The 21,339-nt window shown below is 30.3% G+C and carries 19 protein-coding genes and 1 riboswitch; of the genes, 14 read left to right on the top strand and 5 right to left on the bottom strand.

The features are described 5' to 3' along the window. Nucleotides 1-129: 129 nt before the first annotated feature. The 7 genes from B2S02_RS16715 (at nt 130) to B2S02_RS16685 (ending at nt 7,276) form a co-directional block, all read left to right on the top strand. The gene (locus tag B2S02_RS16715; RefSeq protein ID WP_346847566.1) at nt 130-699 is read left to right on the top strand and encodes a TetR/AcrR family transcriptional regulator; all 570 of its coding nucleotides are present in this window, start codon (nt 130-132) and stop codon (nt 697-699) included. Between the two features lie 212 nt (nt 700-911). Continuing rightward, nucleotides 912-3,485: a YhgE/Pip domain-containing protein gene (locus B2S02_RS16710; RefSeq protein WP_346921044.1), complete on the top strand. Its 2,574-nt coding sequence runs from the start codon at nt 912-914 to the stop codon at nt 3,483-3,485. Between the two features lie 69 nt (nt 3,486-3,554). Next, nucleotides 3,555-3,656, top strand: a riboswitch (purine riboswitch). 137 nt (nt 3,657-3,793) lie between these two features. Next, nucleotides 3,794-5,140, top strand: coding sequence for a nucleobase:cation symporter-2 family protein (locus B2S02_RS16705; RefSeq protein ID WP_346847564.1), 1,347 nt, complete (start codon nt 3,794-3,796; stop codon nt 5,138-5,140). Beyond that, on the top strand, nt 5,140-5,715 hold the full coding sequence (locus tag B2S02_RS16700; protein ID WP_035132017.1) for a xanthine phosphoribosyltransferase: 576 nt from the start codon (nt 5,140-5,142) through the stop codon (nt 5,713-5,715). Before B2S02_RS16705 ends, B2S02_RS16700 begins: the two co-directional genes overlap by 1 nt. A gap of 298 nt (nt 5,716-6,013) precedes the next feature. Then, nucleotides 6,014-6,274 carry a hypothetical protein gene (locus tag B2S02_RS16695; protein WP_346876595.1) on the top strand — a complete coding sequence of 87 codons (261 nt, stop codon included), beginning with the start codon at nt 6,014-6,016 and terminating at the stop codon, nt 6,272-6,274. 61 nt (nt 6,275-6,335) lie between these two features. Further along, the gene (locus tag B2S02_RS16690; protein WP_346876594.1) at nt 6,336-6,767 is read left to right on the top strand and encodes a DUF2752 domain-containing protein; all 432 of its coding nucleotides are present in this window, start codon (nt 6,336-6,338) and stop codon (nt 6,765-6,767) included. A gap of 107 nt (nt 6,768-6,874) precedes the next feature. Next, on the top strand, nt 6,875-7,276 hold the full coding sequence (locus B2S02_RS16685; RefSeq protein ID WP_346878216.1) for a hypothetical protein: 402 nt from the start codon (nt 6,875-6,877) through the stop codon (nt 7,274-7,276). A gap of 124 nt (nt 7,277-7,400) precedes the next feature. On the opposite strand, the gene B2S02_RS16680 is transcribed toward B2S02_RS16685, so the two are convergent. Next, nucleotides 7,401-8,060, bottom strand: a complete 660-nt coding sequence (locus B2S02_RS16680) for a GTP pyrophosphokinase (RefSeq protein ID WP_035133854.1) — start codon at nt 8,058-8,060, stop codon at nt 7,401-7,403. 153 nt (nt 8,061-8,213) lie between these two features. Continuing rightward, nucleotides 8,214-8,951: an NAD-dependent protein deacylase gene (locus B2S02_RS16675; protein WP_346876592.1), complete on the bottom strand. Its 738-nt coding sequence runs from the start codon at nt 8,949-8,951 to the stop codon at nt 8,214-8,216. A gap of 421 nt (nt 8,952-9,372) precedes the next feature. Between B2S02_RS16675 and B2S02_RS16670 the strand changes: the two genes are divergently transcribed. Both B2S02_RS16670 and B2S02_RS16665 read left to right on the top strand, forming a co-directional pair. After that, nucleotides 9,373-10,449 (top strand): helix-turn-helix transcriptional regulator, encoded by a 1,077-nt coding sequence (locus B2S02_RS16670; RefSeq protein ID WP_346876590.1) that lies wholly within the window; start codon nt 9,373-9,375, stop codon nt 10,447-10,449. Between the two features lie 445 nt (nt 10,450-10,894). Next, the gene (locus tag B2S02_RS16665) at nt 10,895-11,254 is read left to right on the top strand and encodes a VOC family protein (RefSeq protein ID WP_346847557.1); all 360 of its coding nucleotides are present in this window, start codon (nt 10,895-10,897) and stop codon (nt 11,252-11,254) included. A gap of 202 nt (nt 11,255-11,456) precedes the next feature. Here the strand turns inward: B2S02_RS16665 and B2S02_RS16660 are convergent, their stop codons facing one another. Genes B2S02_RS16660 through B2S02_RS16650 form a run of 3 tightly spaced genes read right to left on the bottom strand, consistent with a single transcriptional unit; the run spans nt 11,457 to nt 13,698 of the window. Beyond that, nucleotides 11,457-12,179: an amino acid ABC transporter ATP-binding protein gene (locus B2S02_RS16660; protein ID WP_346876711.1), complete on the bottom strand. Its 723-nt coding sequence runs from the start codon at nt 12,177-12,179 to the stop codon at nt 11,457-11,459. Then, on the bottom strand, nt 12,166-12,846 hold the full coding sequence (locus tag B2S02_RS16655) for an amino acid ABC transporter permease (RefSeq protein ID WP_035133830.1): 681 nt from the start codon (nt 12,844-12,846) through the stop codon (nt 12,166-12,168). The genes B2S02_RS16660 and B2S02_RS16655 overlap by 14 nt, the downstream gene beginning before the upstream one ends. A 27-nt stretch (nt 12,847-12,873) precedes the next feature. After that, complete coding sequence (locus B2S02_RS16650) at nt 12,874-13,698, bottom strand: transporter substrate-binding domain-containing protein (RefSeq protein WP_346847555.1); 825 nt, start codon at nt 13,696-13,698, stop codon at nt 12,874-12,876. Between the two features lie 288 nt (nt 13,699-13,986). Here B2S02_RS16650 and B2S02_RS16645 point away from each other — a divergent pair, with 288 nt between their 5' ends. The 5 genes from B2S02_RS16645 (at nt 13,987) to B2S02_RS16625 (ending at nt 21,332) form a co-directional block, all read left to right on the top strand. Beyond that, nucleotides 13,987-14,277: a YhdT family protein gene (locus tag B2S02_RS16645; protein WP_346847554.1), complete on the top strand. Its 291-nt coding sequence runs from the start codon at nt 13,987-13,989 to the stop codon at nt 14,275-14,277. Nucleotides 14,278-14,292: 15 nt separating this feature from the next. Continuing rightward, a complete protein-coding gene (gene panF, locus B2S02_RS16640; protein ID WP_346879643.1) occupies nt 14,293-15,786 on the top strand; it encodes a sodium/pantothenate symporter in 1,494 nt (497 codons plus the stop codon). 258 nt (nt 15,787-16,044) lie between these two features. After that, complete coding sequence (locus tag B2S02_RS16635) at nt 16,045-16,608, top strand: histidine phosphatase family protein (protein ID WP_346876588.1); 564 nt, start codon at nt 16,045-16,047, stop codon at nt 16,606-16,608. A gap of 16 nt (nt 16,609-16,624) precedes the next feature. After that, entirely contained in the window at nt 16,625-17,851 is a 1,227-nt protein-coding gene (locus B2S02_RS16630; RefSeq protein ID WP_346847551.1) for an exonuclease SbcCD subunit D, read from the top strand. Beyond that, entirely contained in the window at nt 17,838-21,332 is a 3,495-nt protein-coding gene (locus B2S02_RS16625) for an AAA family ATPase (RefSeq protein WP_346921043.1), read from the top strand. Before B2S02_RS16630 ends, B2S02_RS16625 begins: the two co-directional genes overlap by 14 nt. Nucleotides 21,333-21,339 lie beyond the last annotated feature (7 nt).

Raw genomic sequence — 21,339 nt, 5'->3', positions numbered from 1 at the left:
TTTTATTTTAGTTTATTATTTAGTAGTATATAAATATTATGATATAATAATGTTTATATCACTAAAAGATAAAATATAAATTATAAGGAGTTGTGTTGCTTCATATCATGATGAATAGAAGCGTATATTATGAATAAGACTAGAAAAATTATTTTTGAGGCCGCGATAAAAGTATTTTCAAGCAATGGTTACGAGAGTGCCACTATGGATGAAGTAGCAAGCGAAGCTGGAGTTGCAAAGGGAACTTTATATTATCACTTTAAAAGTAAAGAGGAATTATTTTATTTTGTCGTACAGACAGGAATTGATTTAATAAACAGTGAAGTTGAAGAATCCATAAAAGAAATAAGTGACCCTATAGAAAGATTGAAGGAATCTGCTAGGGTTCAGTTAAAATATGTGTATATTAATAAGGATTTATTTAGAGTAATAATGAGTCAGGTATGGGGACAAAAGGAACGTCATGAAGAAATAAGAGAGCAGGTAATGAACTTAATTAATATGAATTCTAAATTTTTAGAAGGAATTACAAAGAGTAGAAATATTTCTGGCGAAGATTCAGATATATTAAGTTACTGCTTTATAGGGGTATTATTTTCATCTGCACTCTATGAAATTATAAATAATGATAATTATAATCATGATGAAGTAGTAGAAAAATTTATGGATTACATTAACTATGACATAAGGTTATCTTGAGATATGAGATATGAAATATAAATAAAAAATAATATACAATTTTAATAGAAGAGTTTTCTAACTAGGAGAATAGCAAGTTAGAAAGCTCTTTTTTAATGTTTTTGAAAAGGATAACAGTAAAAATATTCTTTAATAATATTGACTAGTCAGTGCAAAAATAGTATATATATAATATTGACTGTAAAGTATAAAAAATTAAAGAAGGTGATAGTGTGAACTTTTTAAAAATTGCCGGTAAGGATATAAAAAGCATTTTTAAGAACAGATTCATAAGAGTATCGGTTATTGCAATTATTATAGTACCATTACTATACTCATTGTTGTACTTAGATGCATTTTGGGATCCTTATGCGCGAATTCAAGACATGACCATAGCTGTAGTTAATGAGGATGGTGGTGCCTTACTTGATGGAAAAGAGGTAAACTACGGTGAAGACATTGTAGAAAACCTAAAGGGAAATGAAGAGGTTGGCTGGGATTTTACTAGCAATGAAAAAGCCAATGAAGGTTTAGAAAAACAAGGGTATTATGCTAAATTTGTAATTCCTAAAGACTTTTCAAAAAGTGTTGTGGCTGCAAAAGAAGGTAAGCCTCAGGTAGCAGATTTACAATTTGTTTGTAACGAAAAGAAAAACTTTTTAGCAGCTCAAATCAATTCACAGGTTGAAAAATTACTAAAAGAAGAAATTGTAGGAACAATTTCAAACAACTATGTCACTGTTGCTTTTGATAAGTTATATGAAGCAAAAGATGGATTTATAAAGGCAACTGATGGAAGTGAAAAACTTTATAATGGAATTGGTGAACTAAATGAAAAGGTACCTATGCTAGCGGAAGGTGCTAATCAGCTTGGAGATGGTTCAGCACAATTAAAAAATGGACAAGGTGCTCTTAACTCGGGAATAAAGTCAATAAATAATGGCTTATCAGAAGTGAATGGCAAGGTGCCAACTTTAGGTCCAGGTGTAGAAAAGCTATATAATGGTTCACAGGAATTGAAAAATGGACTATCAGAAGCAAATAGTAAGGTTTCAAATTTAAGTCCAGGAGTAAATAAGCTATATGATGGTTCAGGTGCATTAACAGGAGGAAGTAAAAGCCTTTATAGTGCATTTAATACAAGAATTTATCCAAATGTAAATTTACTTAAAGATGGAGCTAATAAGTTAAATGGTAAATTAAAAGATGGAGAAAGTAGTGTAAAAAAATTAAAAGAAGGTGGAGAAAAATTAAAAACTGCTAGTGATGATGTAGCAGCATCATCAACAGCCATAAATAAGGGATATCAAGAATCAGTTAAAGGTGGAGTTGATAAGCTTATAAGTGGCGTTAATAAATCTTCAGAAAAAATGAAGGATATATCTGAAGATATTATAACAGCAGTTAATTCAAATCCTGAAGTAGCAAAAGATCCCAATATTCAAGCTGCACTTGTAAATATACAAGCTTTAAACGAAGCAACTAGTGAAACACCAAAGCAGATACAAGAATTACAAGCAGGAACTAAGAAATTTGGGGATAACTTAGGAGAGTTTAATGGTTCTGTAAATGAGTACACTGGTAAGGTTAATGGATTTGCAACAGGTACAGTAGCTTTAACAGATAGTGTGAGTGACATTGGTGTAGCAGTAAACAAAATAAGTGGAGGCTTAAATTCCTTAGAAGCTGGACTTAACGAAAATACTAAAGATTCTTTTGGGTATGGATTAAAATCAGTATCAGACAATATGGATGCTTTAAATTCAGGTCTTGGAGAATTAAAAAACAATATTCCAGCCTTAAGTGGTGGAATACAAGCTTTATATAATGGATCTAGTGAAATCTATGGTGGTCTTGGACAGCTAAGAAGCAATATTCCAACTTTAAGTGGTGGAATACAAGCTTTATATAATGGTTCAAATCAACTAGTAGATGGTTCTAATGCTCTAGTTGATGGACAAAACAAGTTAAATGATGGAGTGTCAGAGTTAACAGGAAAAGTACCACAATTAGAAGATGGGGTAGATAAGTTATATAAAGGATCAAATGAGCTTGCAACTGCTTTAAAAGATGGTGCAGGAGAGATGAAATCCGGACTTAAAAATTCTTCTGAGGAAATGGGTGACTTTGTATCAGCTCCAATAAATATGAAAAATGAACCAATAAATAAAGTACCTAACTATGGAACAGGTTTTGCACCATACTTTATATCACTATCTTTATGGATAGGTGCAATAATGATGTTCTTCGTTATCTCAGCTAAAACTGATGATGATGCTAATTTATCCAAGTTTGATAAAGTTATAGGTAAATACTTATCCTTTGGATTTATAGGTTTATTACAAGCATTACTTGTAAGTGCAGTTGTAATGGGGCTAGGATTAACCCCAACAAGTACAGTTATGTATTTTGTATCCATAGTATTCTTATCATTGGTATTTATAGCAATAATTCAATGTTTAATATCCCTATTTGGAGATGCAGGAAGACTTTTAGGAATAGTATTATTAATACTTCAGCTAACAGCTTGTGCAGGTACATTCCCACTAGAGATAGTACCTAAATTCTTTAAAGTGATTAATCCATATATGCCATTTACTTATAGTGTAGAATTATTAAGAGAAGTTATTTCAGCCAATACAATTAATTATGGAATAGTCGGAAAAGATTTCTTAATCCTTGGAATTGTTCTTCTTGTATTTTTAACAATATCAATAGTATTTAAAAATGCAGGGGAAAATCTCCAAAATATAATTGAAGGAAGAAAAGGAAAATCAGTGAAAAATATAAAAGAACAATCAATGTAACAATAAATTTATTATTACAAAAAATCCTAACAATAGCTGGTTGTAAAATATAAATGTTCGTGTTATAATGACAATACAATTGGTAAGACTCGTATATAATCGGTAATATGGTCCGAAAGTTTCTACCTGCAAACCATAAATTTGCAGACTACGGGGAGTTGTATTTTATTATAACTATAATCATTATAGTGATGAATCACAGCACCTCAATTTTTATTGAGGTGCTTTTATTTTTTGATTTAAATAAATCTAAGGAAGTAGCTAACCCTTAGATAAAATTAAAACAACATCTAAAAGGAGATGAACTTATGAATAATGAAGAACTATTAACTAATGATATTGAATTAACTTATGGTGTTGATGATAACCCAACTTTAGTTAAAAAGATATTATTTGGTTTACAGCATATATTTGCAGCTTTTGGAGGGATAGTAGTAGTGCCTCTAGTAATAGCAAGTGCATTAGGATTTGATGCAAAAATAACTACAACATTAATAAGTGCAACAATTTTAGCTTCTGGTATTGCTACTATAATTCAAGCTAGAGGTTTCGGAGTTATAGGTTCAAGGGTTGCTTGTATCATGGGTACAGACTTTACCTTCGTTTCACCAGCTATTTCAGTAGGAACAGTACTTGGACTTCCAGGAATAATTGGAGCTACTATTTTAGGAGCATTCTTTGAAATTATTTTAAGTTACTTTATTAAACCTCTTATGAAATTATTTCCGCCAATAGTTACGGGAACAGTGGTATGTTTGATTGGACTTACATTATTACCAGTATCTATTGATTGGGCTGCAGGTGGAGTTGGAGCTGCAGATTATGGTAGTATTAAGAATTTATCAATAGCCATGTTTGTTTTAATTTTTACCTTGATTTTAAATAGATATGGAAAAGGTATGGTTAGTAGTGCATCTATTTTAATTGGGATGGTTGCGGGATATATAATTTGTATCCCCTTAGATTTAGTGAGTTTTACAGCTATTAAAGAAGCTAGTTGGATTTCCTTCCCTAAAATATTTGAATATGGAGTAACCTTTGATATAAAAGCTGTAATTGCATTTATTCCAGCATATTTTGTAACTACTATAGAAACTGTTGGATGTCTTAAGGCTATTGGAGAAACTTCTCAGATACACATGGATGAAAAACGTGTGGGTGCTGGTGTATTGGCAGATGGTATAGGAAGTATGTTAGGTGGAGTAGTAGGTTCTTTCCCCAATACTACCTTTAGCCAAAATGTAGGATTAATAGCATTAACAAAGGTAGCAAGCAAACACGTTGCAGTTATGGCAGGAATAATTATGGTGATTTTAGGTTTCTTACCTAAACTAGCAGGTCTAATAAGTGGAATACCACAACCAGTTCTTGGTGGAGTTGGAATAGTAATGTTTGGAACTGTTGCAGCAGCAGGAATAAAGACTTTAAGTAGAGTAAGACTTACTGAAAGAAATCTACTTATAATAGCTACATCTATAGCTTTAGGTCTTGGAGTTACCTTTAGGCCAGATGTTATAGCACAATTACCAGAAGGATTAAAGATGATTTTCTCATCAGGAATATCTACAGGAACTATAACTGCTTTAATATTAAATTTAGTATTAAAAGAAGATAAAGTAGAGAAAATAAAAGTAGAAAAAAGTGAGGTGGCATAATGGAAACTTTAAAAAATCGCATATTAAAAGATGGACATGCGTTAAATGAATCTGTATTAAAGGTAGATTCTTTCTTAAACCATGGAGTAGATGCTAAATTAATGCAGGAAATAGGAACGACCTTTAAAGAACATTTTGAAAACCATGGAATAACTAAAATCTTTACCATTGAAAGTTCAGGGATAGCTCCTACAGTTATGACCGCACTTCAAATGGAATTACCAATGGTAACACTAAAGAAACAAACATCTAAGATTTTAAGTGGAGATGTATATCAAACTACAGTACATTCTTTTACTAAAGCTGTAGATTATGAGTTAACTTTATCAAAGAAATTTATATCACCAGAGGATAATATACTTATAATAGATGATTTCTTAGCCTATGGAGAAGCAGCACAAGGTGCTATAAGATTGGTAGAAGAAGCTGGAGCAAAGGTTGCAGGAATTGGAATAGTCATAGAAAAATCCTTCCAACCAGGTCGTAAAAATCTTGAAGATAAAGGTTATGAAGTATATTCACTAGCAAGAGTTAGTAAGCTTGGTAAAGATATTATAGAATTTGTAGAAGAATAATAAAAAAGGTGCATGGGCACCTTTTTTATTTTGTAATACGCTAGTATCTATATTGAATATTCATGAATCTCGCAAACCCGCACTATGACAACAACTATTTAACTATTTAACTAGTTTTATATATGAATAGTTTCCTATATAAATATTTATATAGGATTATAGTTATATATATCTATTTACATAGTTTAAATTTTATCTAATAATTCTAGATAAATGATTTTGTTAATAAAATTGTAATAATATTCAATGTGGACTAATAAAATGAATGGAGTGATAAAATTTACAAGGAGGATTTTGTATGGGTGTTGCTTCATTAGTAATGGGAATTTGTAGTATTGTATTTGCTGTAATTTCATGGGGGTGCCTATGGTGGTTATCTCTAATCCTAGGCGTTGTAGGTGTAGTATTAGGAATTATAGACATGAAGAAAAAGAAAGAATCAGGTGAAGCTTTTGCAATGGCTAAAGGTGGATTTATATGTTCCATAATAGGAATATGTATGGCTATTATATTTTTAATATTTATTGTGGGATTAGCTTCATTAGGAGCAGCAGTATAAAATTATATCATTAAAAGATGTCTGTATAGGCATCTTATTTTAGTTACAAGGAGGTTAAAAGTTGAAAAGTGAAGGAATAATAAAAGAATATAATATTTTTAATGTGATATTAATTACTTTAGTAATAGCTATGATATTTTTACCCTTTATATCTAGAGCTGTGAATAAATTATTTCCTATTACCTATGGATGCCTTTCTTATAGAATTTTAGGAGAGCCTTGTCCTCTTTGTGGATTTACTAGAGATATGAGAAATATTATATCTGGTGATATTTTTGCTCCTAAGCTAAACTTATTATCAGTACCAGCAGTTTTATTAGGGATATTTGAAATTTTTTTTAGAATGAAAATATTATTATCAAAGAAAAAATTAATGGATAATAAATTTAGAAATAATATAATAAAATTTGATGTTATATATCATGTATTTATGTGCTTTTCTTTTATCATCTATGGAATTCTATTTTATATATTAGATTTATCAAGGGTTTAGACGATGTAATAATTATTTCATTTTTGCTCAGTATAATAATTCTATCCTTTGGAAAACTTAATATATAGTATAGTCAAAATCCACTGAAAAGGAGAATGCATTTAGTTATGGATACACGTGTACCTTATCATAATTATATAGTTGTAACACCAAATGGAGACGTATTAGGATTTGGAGAAGAGGATGATGCAAGAAAATATGTGGCAGGATATTATGTAGGAAAAATAGAAGAATTATCAGATGATAGAAGTAAAGTCTATGTTGATTATGGAACAGACCCCCTTCAAGCTTCAGTAGATATATGTACTGAATTAGGAGCCTATGAAGGAGATTGTATTATTTATGATTTAGATAGTTTCATAGAAAATATTCAAAGCTCTGGTATATTTGAAGATGAAAAGGAAGAACTTATACTAAAGCTTATGCAGGAAAAAATAAATTTGAATATTAATGATTATCAAGTAGATGACCTTTTATATGATACAAAAGTAGTTCCTAATAGAGATTAAAATACAAAACTTTCCTAAGAGAAATTAATTTAAATAAAATTTGATCATGTCTCTATATTAGAGAACATGCTCAAATTTTATGAAAAATAAATATATATTTGTAAAAACGTTACTTAATTAAGCATTAAACATGATTGTTCATAAGTCTGTTACGTGCCATAAGCATTTCCTCATCAAGGTGTGTTGTAGTACCAGCACAGTTTAGCAGCATGGTGCTAATATCATCAGGCATTTCGCCCTCATATTTATATCTAAGCTTATGTTCTAGGCTTGCCCACGTATCCATTGAAATTGTTCTAAATTGAATCTCTACAGGAACATTTTCAACTTTCTTTGAGAAGAATACAGGAACACTAACAACTAAATGGAGACTACGATAACCATTATCTTTTGGATTTTTTATGTAATCACGTTCCTTAATAATAGTTAAATCAGTTTGTGCCTTAATTGAAGCTGCAATTTCATAAACATCACTAAGGAAAGAGCAAATAACTCTAATTCCAGCAATATCAGTTAAAGTTTCTGCAGACTCAATAGAGAGTTCTAATCCTCTTCTTTGAAGTTTTTCAAGTATGCTCTCAGGAGCTTTAAGTCTAGATTTCATATGTTCAATAGGATTATAAGAGTGAATACTTTTATATTCATCATTAAGTATTGCAAATTTTGTTTCGATTTCACGAAGGGCACAACGATATTTTAAAGAAAGAGATTTAAAATCTTCAATTTGGGTACCAAATTGTGAAATATCTATGTTTTTAAGATCCTTAAAAGGCAATTGTGGCATAATAAATTCTCCTTTGTATATGTATTAGGTATTATAATAGTATAATATAAATTGCTTTTTTATTAAAGTGGACATAAAATTAATATAGAAATATTAATGAGAAAACAACATAAGACTTTGGTTAATAAAAGGTAGTCAATGACTACCTTTATTTTATAAAAAATTAACTGACTCACTTAATACTTTCCCAATAGAATCGTGAATAACTAAGTCTGCTCTAGAATCAGCAGAAGTACTACTTTTATTTATAAGCACTAGATTTTTGCCTTTAAAATAGTTTATAAGATTAGCTGCAGGATAAACCACTAGAGAAGTTCCACCTATAATTAATGTGTCTGCTTTTGAGATAGCATCGATAGCTCCTTTAAGTACACTTTCATCTAAACCTTCTTCATATAAAACTACATCAGGTCTAACAGTTCCACTACATTTAGGACAAGTAGGTATTCCCTTAGAATTTAAAATAAAATCCATATCATAGCTATCATTACACTTAATGCAATAGTTTCTATGAATTGAGCCATGAAGTTCAAATACATTTTTAGAACCAGCTGCTTGATGAAGTCCATCAATGTTTTGAGTAATGATTGCTTTAAGTTTACCCATTTCTTCAAGGTTAGCAAGGGCTATATGTGCTCCATTAGGTTTAGCTTCAGGATATATAAGCTTTGCCTTATAAAAATTAAAAAATTCCTCAGGAAATCTTATAAAGTAAGTATGAGAAACTAGCTGTTCAGGAGAAAGGGTCATGTTAAGTCTTGCATTAAAAAGCCCATTGGCACTTCTGAAATCTGGTATATTTGATTCGGTAGATACTCCTGCGCCACCAAAGAATACTATGTTATTGCTATTTCTTAAAATTTGTGTTAGTTTTTCTATTTCAGTATTCATATAATCATCTCCATAAATTATTTATTAATCCTATTATGACACGAAGTTATAGAAAATAAAATATACTTATAGAACATGTTGGAAAGACAAAACACTTTGTAATATTCTTAAAAAAGCTGTTGCAAAAAAAGACTCTAACAAATACGAACCTTGGAAAGCTGCATTAATGCAAGCAATTGGCTCTAACCTCGATTGGACAAATAAAGAAAATCTTAAGCCGCTTATTGAGTTTATACAAAAAAATTATAATGATATTTGAGATATGAGACATAGAGTAGGCTAATAACTATGACTTATAACCATAAAGTTGAATATCACTCAAGTTTTTTCAACTCAAGTATGAACTACTCTCCATTGTTGACAGTTGTAATTAAGCTTATAATAAAAGTACTAAAAAGGCTCAAAGGCGGAGGTAGTGAATATGAATAGATTAAATATTGGAGAGACTATTTTACATTTAAGGAAAGAAAAAAAGGTTACTCAAGAGCAGTTGGCAAGTATGATTGGAATTTCAGCAGGAGCAGTAAGTAAATGGGAGACTGGAAATTCAACACCAGATATTTCTTTATTAGCGCCATTGGCAAGAGCATTGGATACCTCTTTAGATGTTTTACTTTCCTTTCAACAAGAACTTTCTGAAGTAGAAGTAATTAATATAAAAAAAGAATTAGTTGAAGTATTTTTACATCAGAGTTATATGGATGGTGAATTAAGATGTAAAGAATATGAGAAAGAATACCCTAATAGTGTATATTTAAAATTGATAATTGCACAATTGATTCAAATGTATTCTATGATGTCAGGTAATGTTTCAGAGGAATGTATAAAATCAAGAATGGAGTATTGCTTAACTTTGCTTTATCAAGTTACTGAAAGTAAGGTTTCAAAGTATATATCAGTAGCTTTATTTTCTATTGCTAATATACAGATGACCTTAGAAAACTATGAAGAAAGTGAAAAGGCCCTTAAGGAATTATCAAATTCATTTATAGATCCCATGGTACTATATTCGTCATTGTTACAGAAGCAAGGAAAGAACAAAGAAGCGGAAAATATGTGCAAAGGAATGCTTATACAGTATTTAAATCAAAGCAATGCAATGATAGCAATATTAGCAAGGCTCTCAAAAGGTGAACATAATTATGAAAAGGCAGTTTTCTATTTAGATGCTCTAAATCAAGTAGAGAGTATATTTAAAATAGGGATGGGTTCAGGAGCATATAATTACTGTAGGCTATATATTGAAATAGGGGACAAGGAGCTTGCTGCAAAATGGTTTAACAATTATGTAAAAGAGCTACTTTCTACAGAATATGATTATAGCAATAACCCTTATTTTGAAAATCTTAAACTAGAGGTAAATGTGGAAGGGCAGAAGATAATAAGAAAAAAACTATTTCAATCACTTATGGATGAAGAAGATTTGAAAGTATTATGTGGAAGCCTAGAGTATGAAGAGGCAATTAAGGCACTAAAAAATACTGTTTCTGAAATGTAAAAGTGGATTTTGTATGTTCATCAGAAAAGTAAAATAAATAATATGTGAGTTTTGACTTTGAGATATTCATTGAACTCTATTTTGAAAAAAGAGGGTAATGGAACATTTATTTACATTTTTTTAATGCATGGGAAACATGTTGAGAAAAAGGGATGATACTTGTTAAGGTAATCAATACTATCCAAGGAAATAAAAAGGGGCAAAATTATGGTTTATTATAATGAAATATATTATGATTCTGCCTATGGAGTTATGGAATATTATCCATGTAAGAAGGAGATTATCTATTTAGAGATTAATGTTGAATAAGTAAAAGATTACAGTATAATTTTCATGTAAATAAAGTTTAATATAATATAAAGGCTATTATATTAGGTATATAAATAAAGGGGATAGTAAAAATATATCGTAGCAGATGTAAAATTAATAAAGTGAGGTAGTATTTATGAATTTAGAAATGGTCACAATAGCAGTAGCAGAGTTAGAAGAATCAGAAAGATTTTATAAAGAAATTTTAGAATTAAAAGAAGTACAAAGAATAGATACTCCGGAAGGAATACACATTATTTTCTTAAAGGATGAAGAGTCTGGAACTATTGAATTAATAGAATATCCAAATAGCTTTAAAGAATTAAAAAAAGCTAATGGTTCAAATATCTCTATTGTATTTAATGTAAATAATTTCAATGAAGCGGTAAGAAAATTAGAAGAACAAAATGTAAAGGTGATTAATGGACCTATGGAAAATTATATATTTATAAATGATCCAAATGGCGTGAAAATTGGAATTAGACAAAGGCATTAAAAGATACATTAGCATGAAAAGATTAATTTGTCATGGTGATAAATGTAAATTTCATACTATGAAATTATAAATAATAGTAATGCAAATAACCAGTTAATTTATTTTTAAAATAAATTAACTGGTTATTTTATTTTTAGATATAGATAAATTATAAATGTAAATATAATAAACTCTTCAAAAAAATTATTGATAAATTTATTTTTTATAAAACCTTAGATAAGAAATCTATAGTTCTAGAGTTTTTAGGATTTCCAAAAAGTTCATCTGGAGTGCCTTCTTCTAGAATTTTTCCTTCATCCATAAATAAAATTCTATCTCCAACTTCTCTTGCAAAGCCCATTTCATGGGTTACTACCACCATGGTCATACCTTCTTTGGCCAGTTCTTTCATAACATTTAAAACTTCACCAACCATTTCAGGGTCTAAAGCAGAAGTAGGTTCGTCAAATAGCATTACATCTGGACTCATGGCTAAAGCTCTGGCTATTGCTATCCTTTGCTTTTGTCCACCAGATAAGGAGCTTGGATAAGCACTAGCTTTATCTGTTAGACCTACCATTTTTAAAAGAGATAGAGCTTTTTCATTAGCTGATTGAACCTTTTCACCTTTTACCTTAATAGGTGATATAGTTATGTTTTCTAATACTGATTTATGAGGAAAGAGATTAAATTGCTGGAATACCATTCCCATTTTTTCTCTTAGTTTATTTATATTAGACTTTTTATCAGTGATATTATTTCCTTCAAATATAATTTCTCCTGAAGTCGGCTCTTCTAGTAGATTAAGACAACGTAAGAAGGTAGACTTACCAGAACCAGAAGGGCCAATAATTACAACAACTTCTCCTTTAGTTATATGTTCATCAATTCCCTTTAAAACTTCTAGTTCTCCAAAGTTTTTCTTTAAATTTTTAACGTGAATCATTTCCTTTAAGTCTCCTTTCTGCATAAGCCATTAATCTTCCTAGAGTAAATGTTAGGATAAAGTAGCAGATTGCTGCTACAATTAAAGGCTCAAAGTTTCTATAGGTGGCACCTGTAACTAGCTTAGCACCATAAGTAATTTCTGCTACACCTATAGCTGATGCCATAGATGATTCCTTTATTATAGCCACAAACTCATTACCAATAGCAGGTAAAATATTTCTTATGGCTTGTGGTAATATAATATGTTGCATGGCCATTCTTTGATTCATACCTAGACTTCTTGCAGCCTCTAATTGTCCTTTATCTACTGCATCAATTCCACTTCTTATTATTTCTGCCACATAAGCTCCTGAGTTAAGTGAAAGTGCTATTACACAAGCTACTAAAGGAGTAAGCTTAACTCCAAAGGAGGTTGTACCAAAATATACTATAAAAATTTGTAGTAATAAAGGTGTTCCTCTTATGAATTCTATATAAATAGAAGCTATAACCTTAGGAATAGGTACTTTTAATACAGATAACTTTGACCTTTTCATGAAGCAAAGAAGGGTTCCTAGGATTGCTCCAAATAGAACTGATAGCATTGCTACTAATAAAGTCCATTGAATACCTTCTATAAACACTGGATAATATTTTTCTAAAAACTTAAAACTTAAATTAGACATAGCTTCCTCCTTTGTAGCTAGTAAAAATTATTGAGCTGTAACCTCATCTTTACTTAATTTTATAGCTTCTTTATAAAACTCTTGTATTTTACCTTCAGATTCTAATCTTTCTAATGTTTTATTAACTGCTTCTAGTAAAGTAGCTTGTCCCTTTGGAAGAGCTATAGCAGAACCACCACCGGAAGTATCATTAATTTTTTCTTTTGCAACAGCTAATTCTTCATGAACTATAGCTTGTATATCAGCTACTGGAAGTTCAACAATTACTGCATCTAAGTTTCCAGCTATTAAATCTTGAATTAAAGTTGGAACTTGTGCTAATAGCTTAACATCAGCATTTTCAATTCCCTGAGCTAAAGTGGCTTGTGTAGAACCATTTTGAGCTCCTACTTTTTTACCTTTTAAATCATCAATACTTTTAATAGTTTCAGAATTGTTTTTATTTATCAATATTCCTTGTTCTGCTTGAAAATATATATTTGAGAAATCTATAACTTCTTTTCTTTCTTCATTAACTGATAATCCAGACACTCCTAAATCAATGATTCCATTTCTTGTAGCATCACAAATAGTGCTAAATTCCATCTCTTGAATTTCGTATTCTACACCCAAATCTTTAGCAATTTCACTTACTAGAGATATGTCTAGACCAACGGTTTTCTTTTCACCATTTTCCATTATAAAGAATTCATAAGGTGCGTAATCAACACTCATACCTACTTTTAATTTTCCTTCTTTTTTTATTTTAGATAGCAAGTCCACCTCTTCTTTATTACCGCATGCCATTAAAGATAGTGACATGGTACCTACCATAGCTAGTGCAAAAATTTTTTTTAGTATACCTTTTTTCATTGTTGTATCCCCCTTGTATAATAATTTATTACCGTTGCATAATTATACAACTATAACTTATAAATATGCAATAGTTTTTTAATATTTTTTTTAAAAAGATTTATATTAATTAAAAAAATTTATATTTATTTAAGTTAAAATACTATATTAGGGGAAAATAAATTATGAAAACCATTGTGAACTCAATGGTGACGTGATAATATTACTATGTTGTTAAAATGAGAGCTTATTACTAAATAGTACAGCTCTAGAAAACTTATTTATGTTGAAATCAAGAGGAGTAAGATTATGAAATTATCAGAAAAAGCTAAGAATCGACAAATGAATAAAGAAGCTATCATTTCTATTATTTTGTATATACTTTATTTTATGTGGTGGTATGTTACTGGCTTTGGGCTAGGAAGTGGAGATCCATCTACTTATAAATATGTAATGGGACTACCATTGTGGTTTGTATTAAGTAGTTTTGCAGGACCAATAATACTTATTGTAGCAGTAACATTTACTGTAAAGTATTTATTTGTGGATATGGATTTGGAAAATGATGAAGAACAAAAGAATAATCATAAGGAAAAATAAAGTGGGGAATGTAGTATGGAAAAAATGTTAATTGTAATACCAATTATTCTTTATTTAGCATTAAACTTATTTGTAGGAGTTTGGATTAGTAAAAATTCAGCAAAAGAAAATGCTAAAAATGGATTTATAAATAATTACTTCATAGGTGGAAGATCTATGGGAGGGTTTGTTCTTGCCATGACATTAATTGCAACTTATACTAGTGCTAGCAGTTTTATTGGTGGACCTGGAATTGCTTATTCTGTAGGATTAAGTTGGGTATTTGTAGCAGTAACTCAAGTTCCAACAGCATTTTTAACACTAGGAATCTTAGGAAAAAAGCTAGCTATAATATCAAGAAAAATTAATGCTGTAACAGTTACAGATTATTTATACAAAAGATATAAATCACCCACAGTAGTTATAATGGCATCTATTGCTTTAGTAATATTTTTTATTGTAACTATGGTGGCACAGTTTATTGGAGGAGCTGTACTATTCCAGTCTATTACAGGATTTTCTTATTTGGTAGGACTAATTTTATTTGGTACAATAGTAATTATATATACTACCATAGGAGGCTTTAAAGCAGTAGTTGTTACTGACACCATTCAAGGAATTATAATGATAATAGGTACAGGACTGATTATTTACTCTATTATAAAGGTTGGCGGGGGAATGGATACTATTTCAGCTACTTTAAATGAAGTTAATCCAGTATGGAATACCCCTTTATCTGGAGAACATTTTAGTAAAGGATACATCATGTCCTTTTGGGTATTAGTAGGAGTAGGAACCCTTGGACTTCCTCAAAACACAGTTAGAGCTATGGGGTTTAAGAATAGTAAATCCATGCATGATGCTATGATTTATGGAACAGTAGTATTTTTTATTTTAATGTTTGGAATGCTTTTAGCGGGAGTACTTTCTGCAGCAATTCTTCCAAAGGGAATTACAAATTCAGATACTGTTATTCCAACTTTAGTTATTAATATTATGCATCCTGTAGCTGCTGGAATATTTCTTGCAGCACCACTAGCAGCAGTTATGTCAACGGTATCTTCTATGTTAATCTTATCGTCTGCTGCAATTATAAAAGATATATATATGAACTATATTATGAAAAATGATGATGTAAAAGAAGGTAAAGATTTTGAAAAGAAGATATCAAAAATGAGTTTATGGTCCACAGCAATTATAGGGCTTATAGTGTTTATTCTTGCAATACAACCTCCAGCATTACTTACTTTTATTAATCTATTTGCTTTTGGTGGATTAGAGGCTGCTTTCTTTTGTCCAGTGGTCTTTGGTTTATATTGGAAAAGGGCTAATGCTATGGGTGCTATAATATCTATGATTTGCGGTGTTGGTTCCTTTATAATATTTTACGTCACAAAGTTTGCACCAATGGGAGTTCAACCTATTGTTCCAGCTCTTGTGGTAGCTATAATTACATTCTTAATGGGAAGTTATATTGGGAAAAAACCAGATAGAGATGTAATAGAATTATTCTATGGTATAGAAGAATAAAGTGTTTAAATGAGTTTAGAGTTATATCAAAACAAAATTAATGTTAAATTAATATTGAACTTATATTTATTTTAAATGAATGTACAATATTTAATTAAGATTAGAAAATTGTTTTGATATAACTCTTTTTTAGTTTCCTATCTTCAATAGTATTCAAAAAATACTAGTAAGTTTTTAATTAAAGATGATACTACGAAATAACTTAAGGTATAATAGAATAATATAGAATTAGAGTTTATTTATAGGGGGTAGGGGAAAATTACCAATATATATTTTGTAAGACATTGTGAACCAGATTTTTCAATTCATGAAGATTTAATTAGACCACTAACTCAAAAAGGGCAAGAGGATAGTAAAAAAGTAGAGAAAGTATTAAAAAATAAAGAGATTCATGCTATTTACTCTAGTCCATATAAACGTGCAATAGATACCGTTAGGAAGTTAGCAAATACTTTAAATTTAGAAGTAAAAACTAAGGATGATTTGAGAGAGCGGACTATTGCAGATCAATGGATAGATGATTTTAATGAATTTGTAAAATGTCAATGGGAGGATTTTGAGTACAAGCTTTCTAAGGGTGAATGTCTTAGACAGGTGCAAGAGAGAAATATAACAGCATTAAAAGAAATATTAAATGAGAATAAAGGCAAAAATGTAGTAATAGGAACTCATGGCACAGCTTTAAGTACAATATTGAATTATTATAATAAAACCTTTGGTTATGAGGAGTTTAATAGAATAAAAAGTATTATGCCTTGGATTATTGTTATGGAATTTAAGGGTGAGGAATTTATAGGATTTAAAGAAATAGATATAGATTAATGGAGGAGGAACAAAATTGAGAATACTTCATACTGGAGATTGGCATCTAGGAAAAAATCTAGAGGGTCAGAGTAGGATGGATGAGCAAGAAGAGTTCTTAAAGGACTTTGTAAATATAGTAGAAGAAAATAATATAGATTTGGTTATTATTGCAGGAGATGTCTATGATACAAGTAATCCACCAGCTAGAGCTGAAAAAATGTTTTATGATACTTTAAAGAGAATTTCTAGAAATGGTGAAAGGCTAACCCTTGTAATATCGGGAAATCATGATAATCCAGAGAGATTAGTGGCAGCCGGTCCTTTAGCTATGGACCATGGAATAATTATGGTGGGAACTCCAAAAACTGTAGTTCAACCAGGGATCTATGGAAAACACAGGCTTATTGAATCTGGAGAAGGGTTTATTGAAATTGAAGTTAATGGAGAAAGAGCAGTTATATTAACAGTACCCTATCCTAGTGAAAAAAGATTAAATGAAATATTGTATAGTGGCATGGAAAGTGAAGAAGAAAAATTAATGTCCTATAGCGATAGAATACATGAATTATTTCACACTTTAGAAGGTCATTATAGAGAAGACACTATAAATTTAGTAGTATCACATCTATTTGCCATGGGAAGTGAAGAAAGTGGTTCAGAGAGAAGCATACAACTAGGAGGAAGCTACATAGTAAATGGCAGTTGTTTTCCAGAGTCAGCTCAATATATAGCTCTTGGTCATGTGCATAAGCCTCAAATAGTTCCTGGAACTAATAAAAGAGCACGATACTCAGGTTCACCTCTTCATTATAATAAAAAGGAAATTAGCTTTAAAAATAAATGTTTTATAGTAGATGTGAAGGCTGGAGAAGATAGCCTTATAGAAGAGGTGGAAATAAAGGTTTATAAGCCCATTGAGGTGTGGAAATGTAATGGAGTAGAGGAAGCTATCTTAAAGTGTGAGGAAAATAAGGATAGAAATTGTTGGGTTTATCTTGAAATTTCTACAGATAGATATATAAATGAAGATGAAATAAAGAAAATGAAGATATTAAAAAGAGATATCCTAGAAATTATGCCTAAGATTATAGGGGTAGAGGAAGAGGATGAAAATGCTAGGAGTCTTTCTGAAAAATCCTTTGAAGAGATATTTAAGGATTTTTATAAAAGAGAAAGAGGAGTAGATGCAGAGGATGAAGTGGTTGATTTACTTATGTCTATAATCTCAGAAGAAGGAGGCGAAGATAATGAAACCAATTAGTCTTAAAATTAAGGGATTAAATAGCTTTAATGAAGAGCAATTTATAGATTTTGAAAAACTTACGGAGCAAGGCTTTTTTGGTATATTTGGACCTACTGGCAGTGGGAAATCTACAGTATTAGATGGAATAACTTTAGCTTTATATGGAGAGGTTTCAAGAAAAAGTTCAAACTTTATAAATACTAATTGTGATAGCCTAGCTTTAAGTTATACCTTTCAAATTTCAGGAGCAAAGCCTAAGAGATATGTTGTAGATAGAGAATTTAAAAGGGATAAGAAAACGGGTAATCCTATATCAGGAAAATGTAAGATAATAGATATGACTTTTGAGGAGCACATAATTTTAGCAGATAAGGTGAAGGAAGTTACTGCAGCTTGTAGAGAGATTATAGGATTAAGTTTAGAGGATTTTACTAGAACTGTAGTGTTACCTCAAGGGAAATTTAGTGAGTTTTTAAGGTTAGAGGGTAGAACGAGAAGAGATATGCTTGAGAGGTTATTTAACTTACAAAAGTATGGTGATAATCTTTCAAGTAAGCTTAAGGCTGAAGTAATCAAGGAAGAAAGTAAATACAAGGAGCTATCTGGTGAGCTTAAGGGCTATGAAAATATAAATGAGGATACATTAAAAGAAAAAGAGGATGAACTAAAAGCTTCAACAGATATACTAAAAAAAGGTAATGAGGAACTTAAGAAGTTAGCAGAAGATTTTAAGGAAAAAGAAGAAGTTTGGAAGTTAAGCTTAGATATTAAAGACTATGAGGAAAAGAAAAAAGCTCTAATGGGAAAAGCTGAAGAAATAGAAGAGTATAAGGAAAAACTAAAAATTGGTGAAGGTGCAGCTAGGGTTTTACCTTATATAGAAAGCTATGAAAATACTCTAAGAGATTTAAAAGCCTCGAAGGAAAAGGAAAATGCCTTAAATCTCCAATATGAAAAATTAAAAGTAGAAAAAGATGAACTAGAAAGTAAGTGGAATTTTTGGAGAAAGAAAAAGGATAAGGAATTACCTGACTTAAAAGTAAAAGAAGAAAAGGTTAAGGATGCTTTAATAGAAAAGAAAAATTTAGATGCTTTAAAAGTTAATATTAGTGAGTTAAGAGAAAGTGTTAAAAGTTTAAATGAGCAGGGACAGAAAGCTCAGGGAGAAATAGATATTTTAGATAAAAGAATTCTTAAAGGTGGAAATGTTATAAAAGAAACTGAGATGAAGTTTGAAGCCCTTAAGATAGATAGTGACTTAAAGGAAAAGGTTCAAAGGGGTATTAGACTTAATGAAAGATTTTTAGACTTAAAAGCTTTAGTAGATAAAGATAGATTAACCTTAACAAAACTTAAAAAGTTTATGGAAGAAGAACACGTAAAAGAGGATTTATGCAGAGATGAACTTAGTAAAAAGGAAGCATTGCTTATAGAAAAGGAAGAGGAGTTAGAGAAACTAATTAATACTTGTCCAGGAGAATCTACTGATCTTTTGAATCTTCAAAGAAGGATATCTGAGGAAACAGAAAAGACTAAAAGATATAGCCTTGCAACTGAAGTTATTATAAGCTCAGAAGAAATTATTAAAAATTTAAGGGAAGCAGTAAATAAATATGAGAAAAATAAGTCTAGGATAGATGAGGCCATTAAAGGTTTAAAAGCAGAAATATTAGAGCTACAGGTTGAGACTTTAGCAAGTGAGCTTAGAGAAAATTTAAATAAGGGTGAACCTTGTCCTGTTTGTGGTTCTTTAGAGCATCATGTTGAGAATATAAGGCATATAGAAAACCTAGACTTAACTGGAAAAAATGAAAAACTGCATGACTTTGAAAATCAACTTAAGGAAATAGAAATGAATATTACTAGGGATAACACTAAAATCTTAAATTTAGAAGAAAACATTAAGGCTAAAGAACTAGAAATAAAAGCTTTAGGGGATGATTTTAAAGTTGGGAATCTAGGAGTATTAGAAGAAAAATTTAAAACACTAGATAAAGAACTTTCACAGTATAATAAAGATAAAGAAGTTTTAGAGACTGTTATAAAAACCTTAAAAGAAGAAAAACTATCCTTAGAAGGGAAAAGAAATACTATTAAATCAGTAGTAGAAGAAAAGGAAAAGCAATATAATGATGTAGAGCTAGAATTTAATAAAAATACTCTATCTTGTAGTGATTTAGAAAATGATATTAGTAGCATAAAAAATTCTATCAATGTAGAAAATTTTCAAGAAAAAAATGAAGAAATATTAAGGATAGAAAAAGAAAGAGAAGAGTTAGAAAAGAACATAAGAAAGTATAGAAAGGGATTAGATGATCTAATAGATAGCAAGGAATCCCTACAAATAAGCATAAATTCTCTTAGAGAAAACTTAGCTAAAGAAAAATCTGCTCTTATAGAAAAAGAAAAAAGTGCAGAGGAGAAGGAACTTCAAATAAAAGCTAAGGTAGGAGAACTCGATAATCTCAAGGACTTATTAGTGCAGCTTCAGGAAGAAATAAAAACTATAGAAGACTCCTTTAATGATTATGATAAGAAAAAGGAATCCATGGAAAAAGACTTTAAAAGCTGTAATGAAGCTTTAATAGAAATCATAAGTAAGGTTAGACAGTTAGATAAACGAGAGGAAGAAGAAAGAACTTACTTGAAGGATTGCTTAAGGAAGGAAAGTTTTGAAGATATAGAGCAGGTTAAAGATAATGTGATTTCTAAGGTGGAAATAGAGAGATTAAAGACATTTATTGAAGAGTATAATAACAGTATATCCAAGGTTAATGGGGCTATTGAAAGTTTACTTATAAAGATAAATGGAAGAGAAGTAAGTGAAGAAGCTTGGCAGCAGGTTCAAAAAGAAAAGGCTATAAAAGAAGAGGAAATAAAAGCTTTTACGGAAGTAAATATAAGATGTTCAGAAGAAGTTAATTATATAAAGAAAAAACTATTGGAGTTAAAGGAATTGTTAGATAAAAAAGAAAAATTAGACCATAAATTAGCTCTTCTTGATGATTTAGAAAAGCTATTTAAGGGTAAAAAGTTTGTTGAGTTTGTAGCTGCTACTAGACTAAAATATGTATCCATGGAAGCCTCTAAGAGACTTAAGGAAATTACTAGTGGAACTTATGGTTTAGAAGTAGATGAACAGGGTAAATTCATAATAAGAGACTATAAAAATGGAGGAGCCTCAAGAGATGCATCCACACTTTCAGGAGGAGAGACATTCCTAACATCCTTAGCTTTAGCCTTAGCACTATCCTCAGAGATTCAACTTAAGGGAACAGCGCCCTTAGAGCTATTCTTCTTAGATGAAGGCTTTGGAACACTAGATGATGACTTACTAGAAGTAGTTATGAGCTCCTTAGAGAGAATTCATAATGATAAACTTAAGGTAGGAATAATAAGTCACGTAGAATCTATAAAAAATAGGGTACCAGTAAAATTAGTAATTACTCCAGCGGAATCAGGTAGAGGTGGAAGTAAAGTTAAGATTGAAAGAAGTTAATTGCAAC

It is taken from the genome of Clostridium sp. UBA7339 (genome assembly GCF_002470865.1).
Classification (GTDB): Bacteria; Bacillota; Clostridia; order Clostridiales; family Clostridiaceae; genus Clostridium_J; species Clostridium_J sulfidigenes.
The sequence above is the reverse complement of the archived record's forward strand: the minus strand, read 5'-3'. Positions and strand labels throughout refer to the sequence as shown.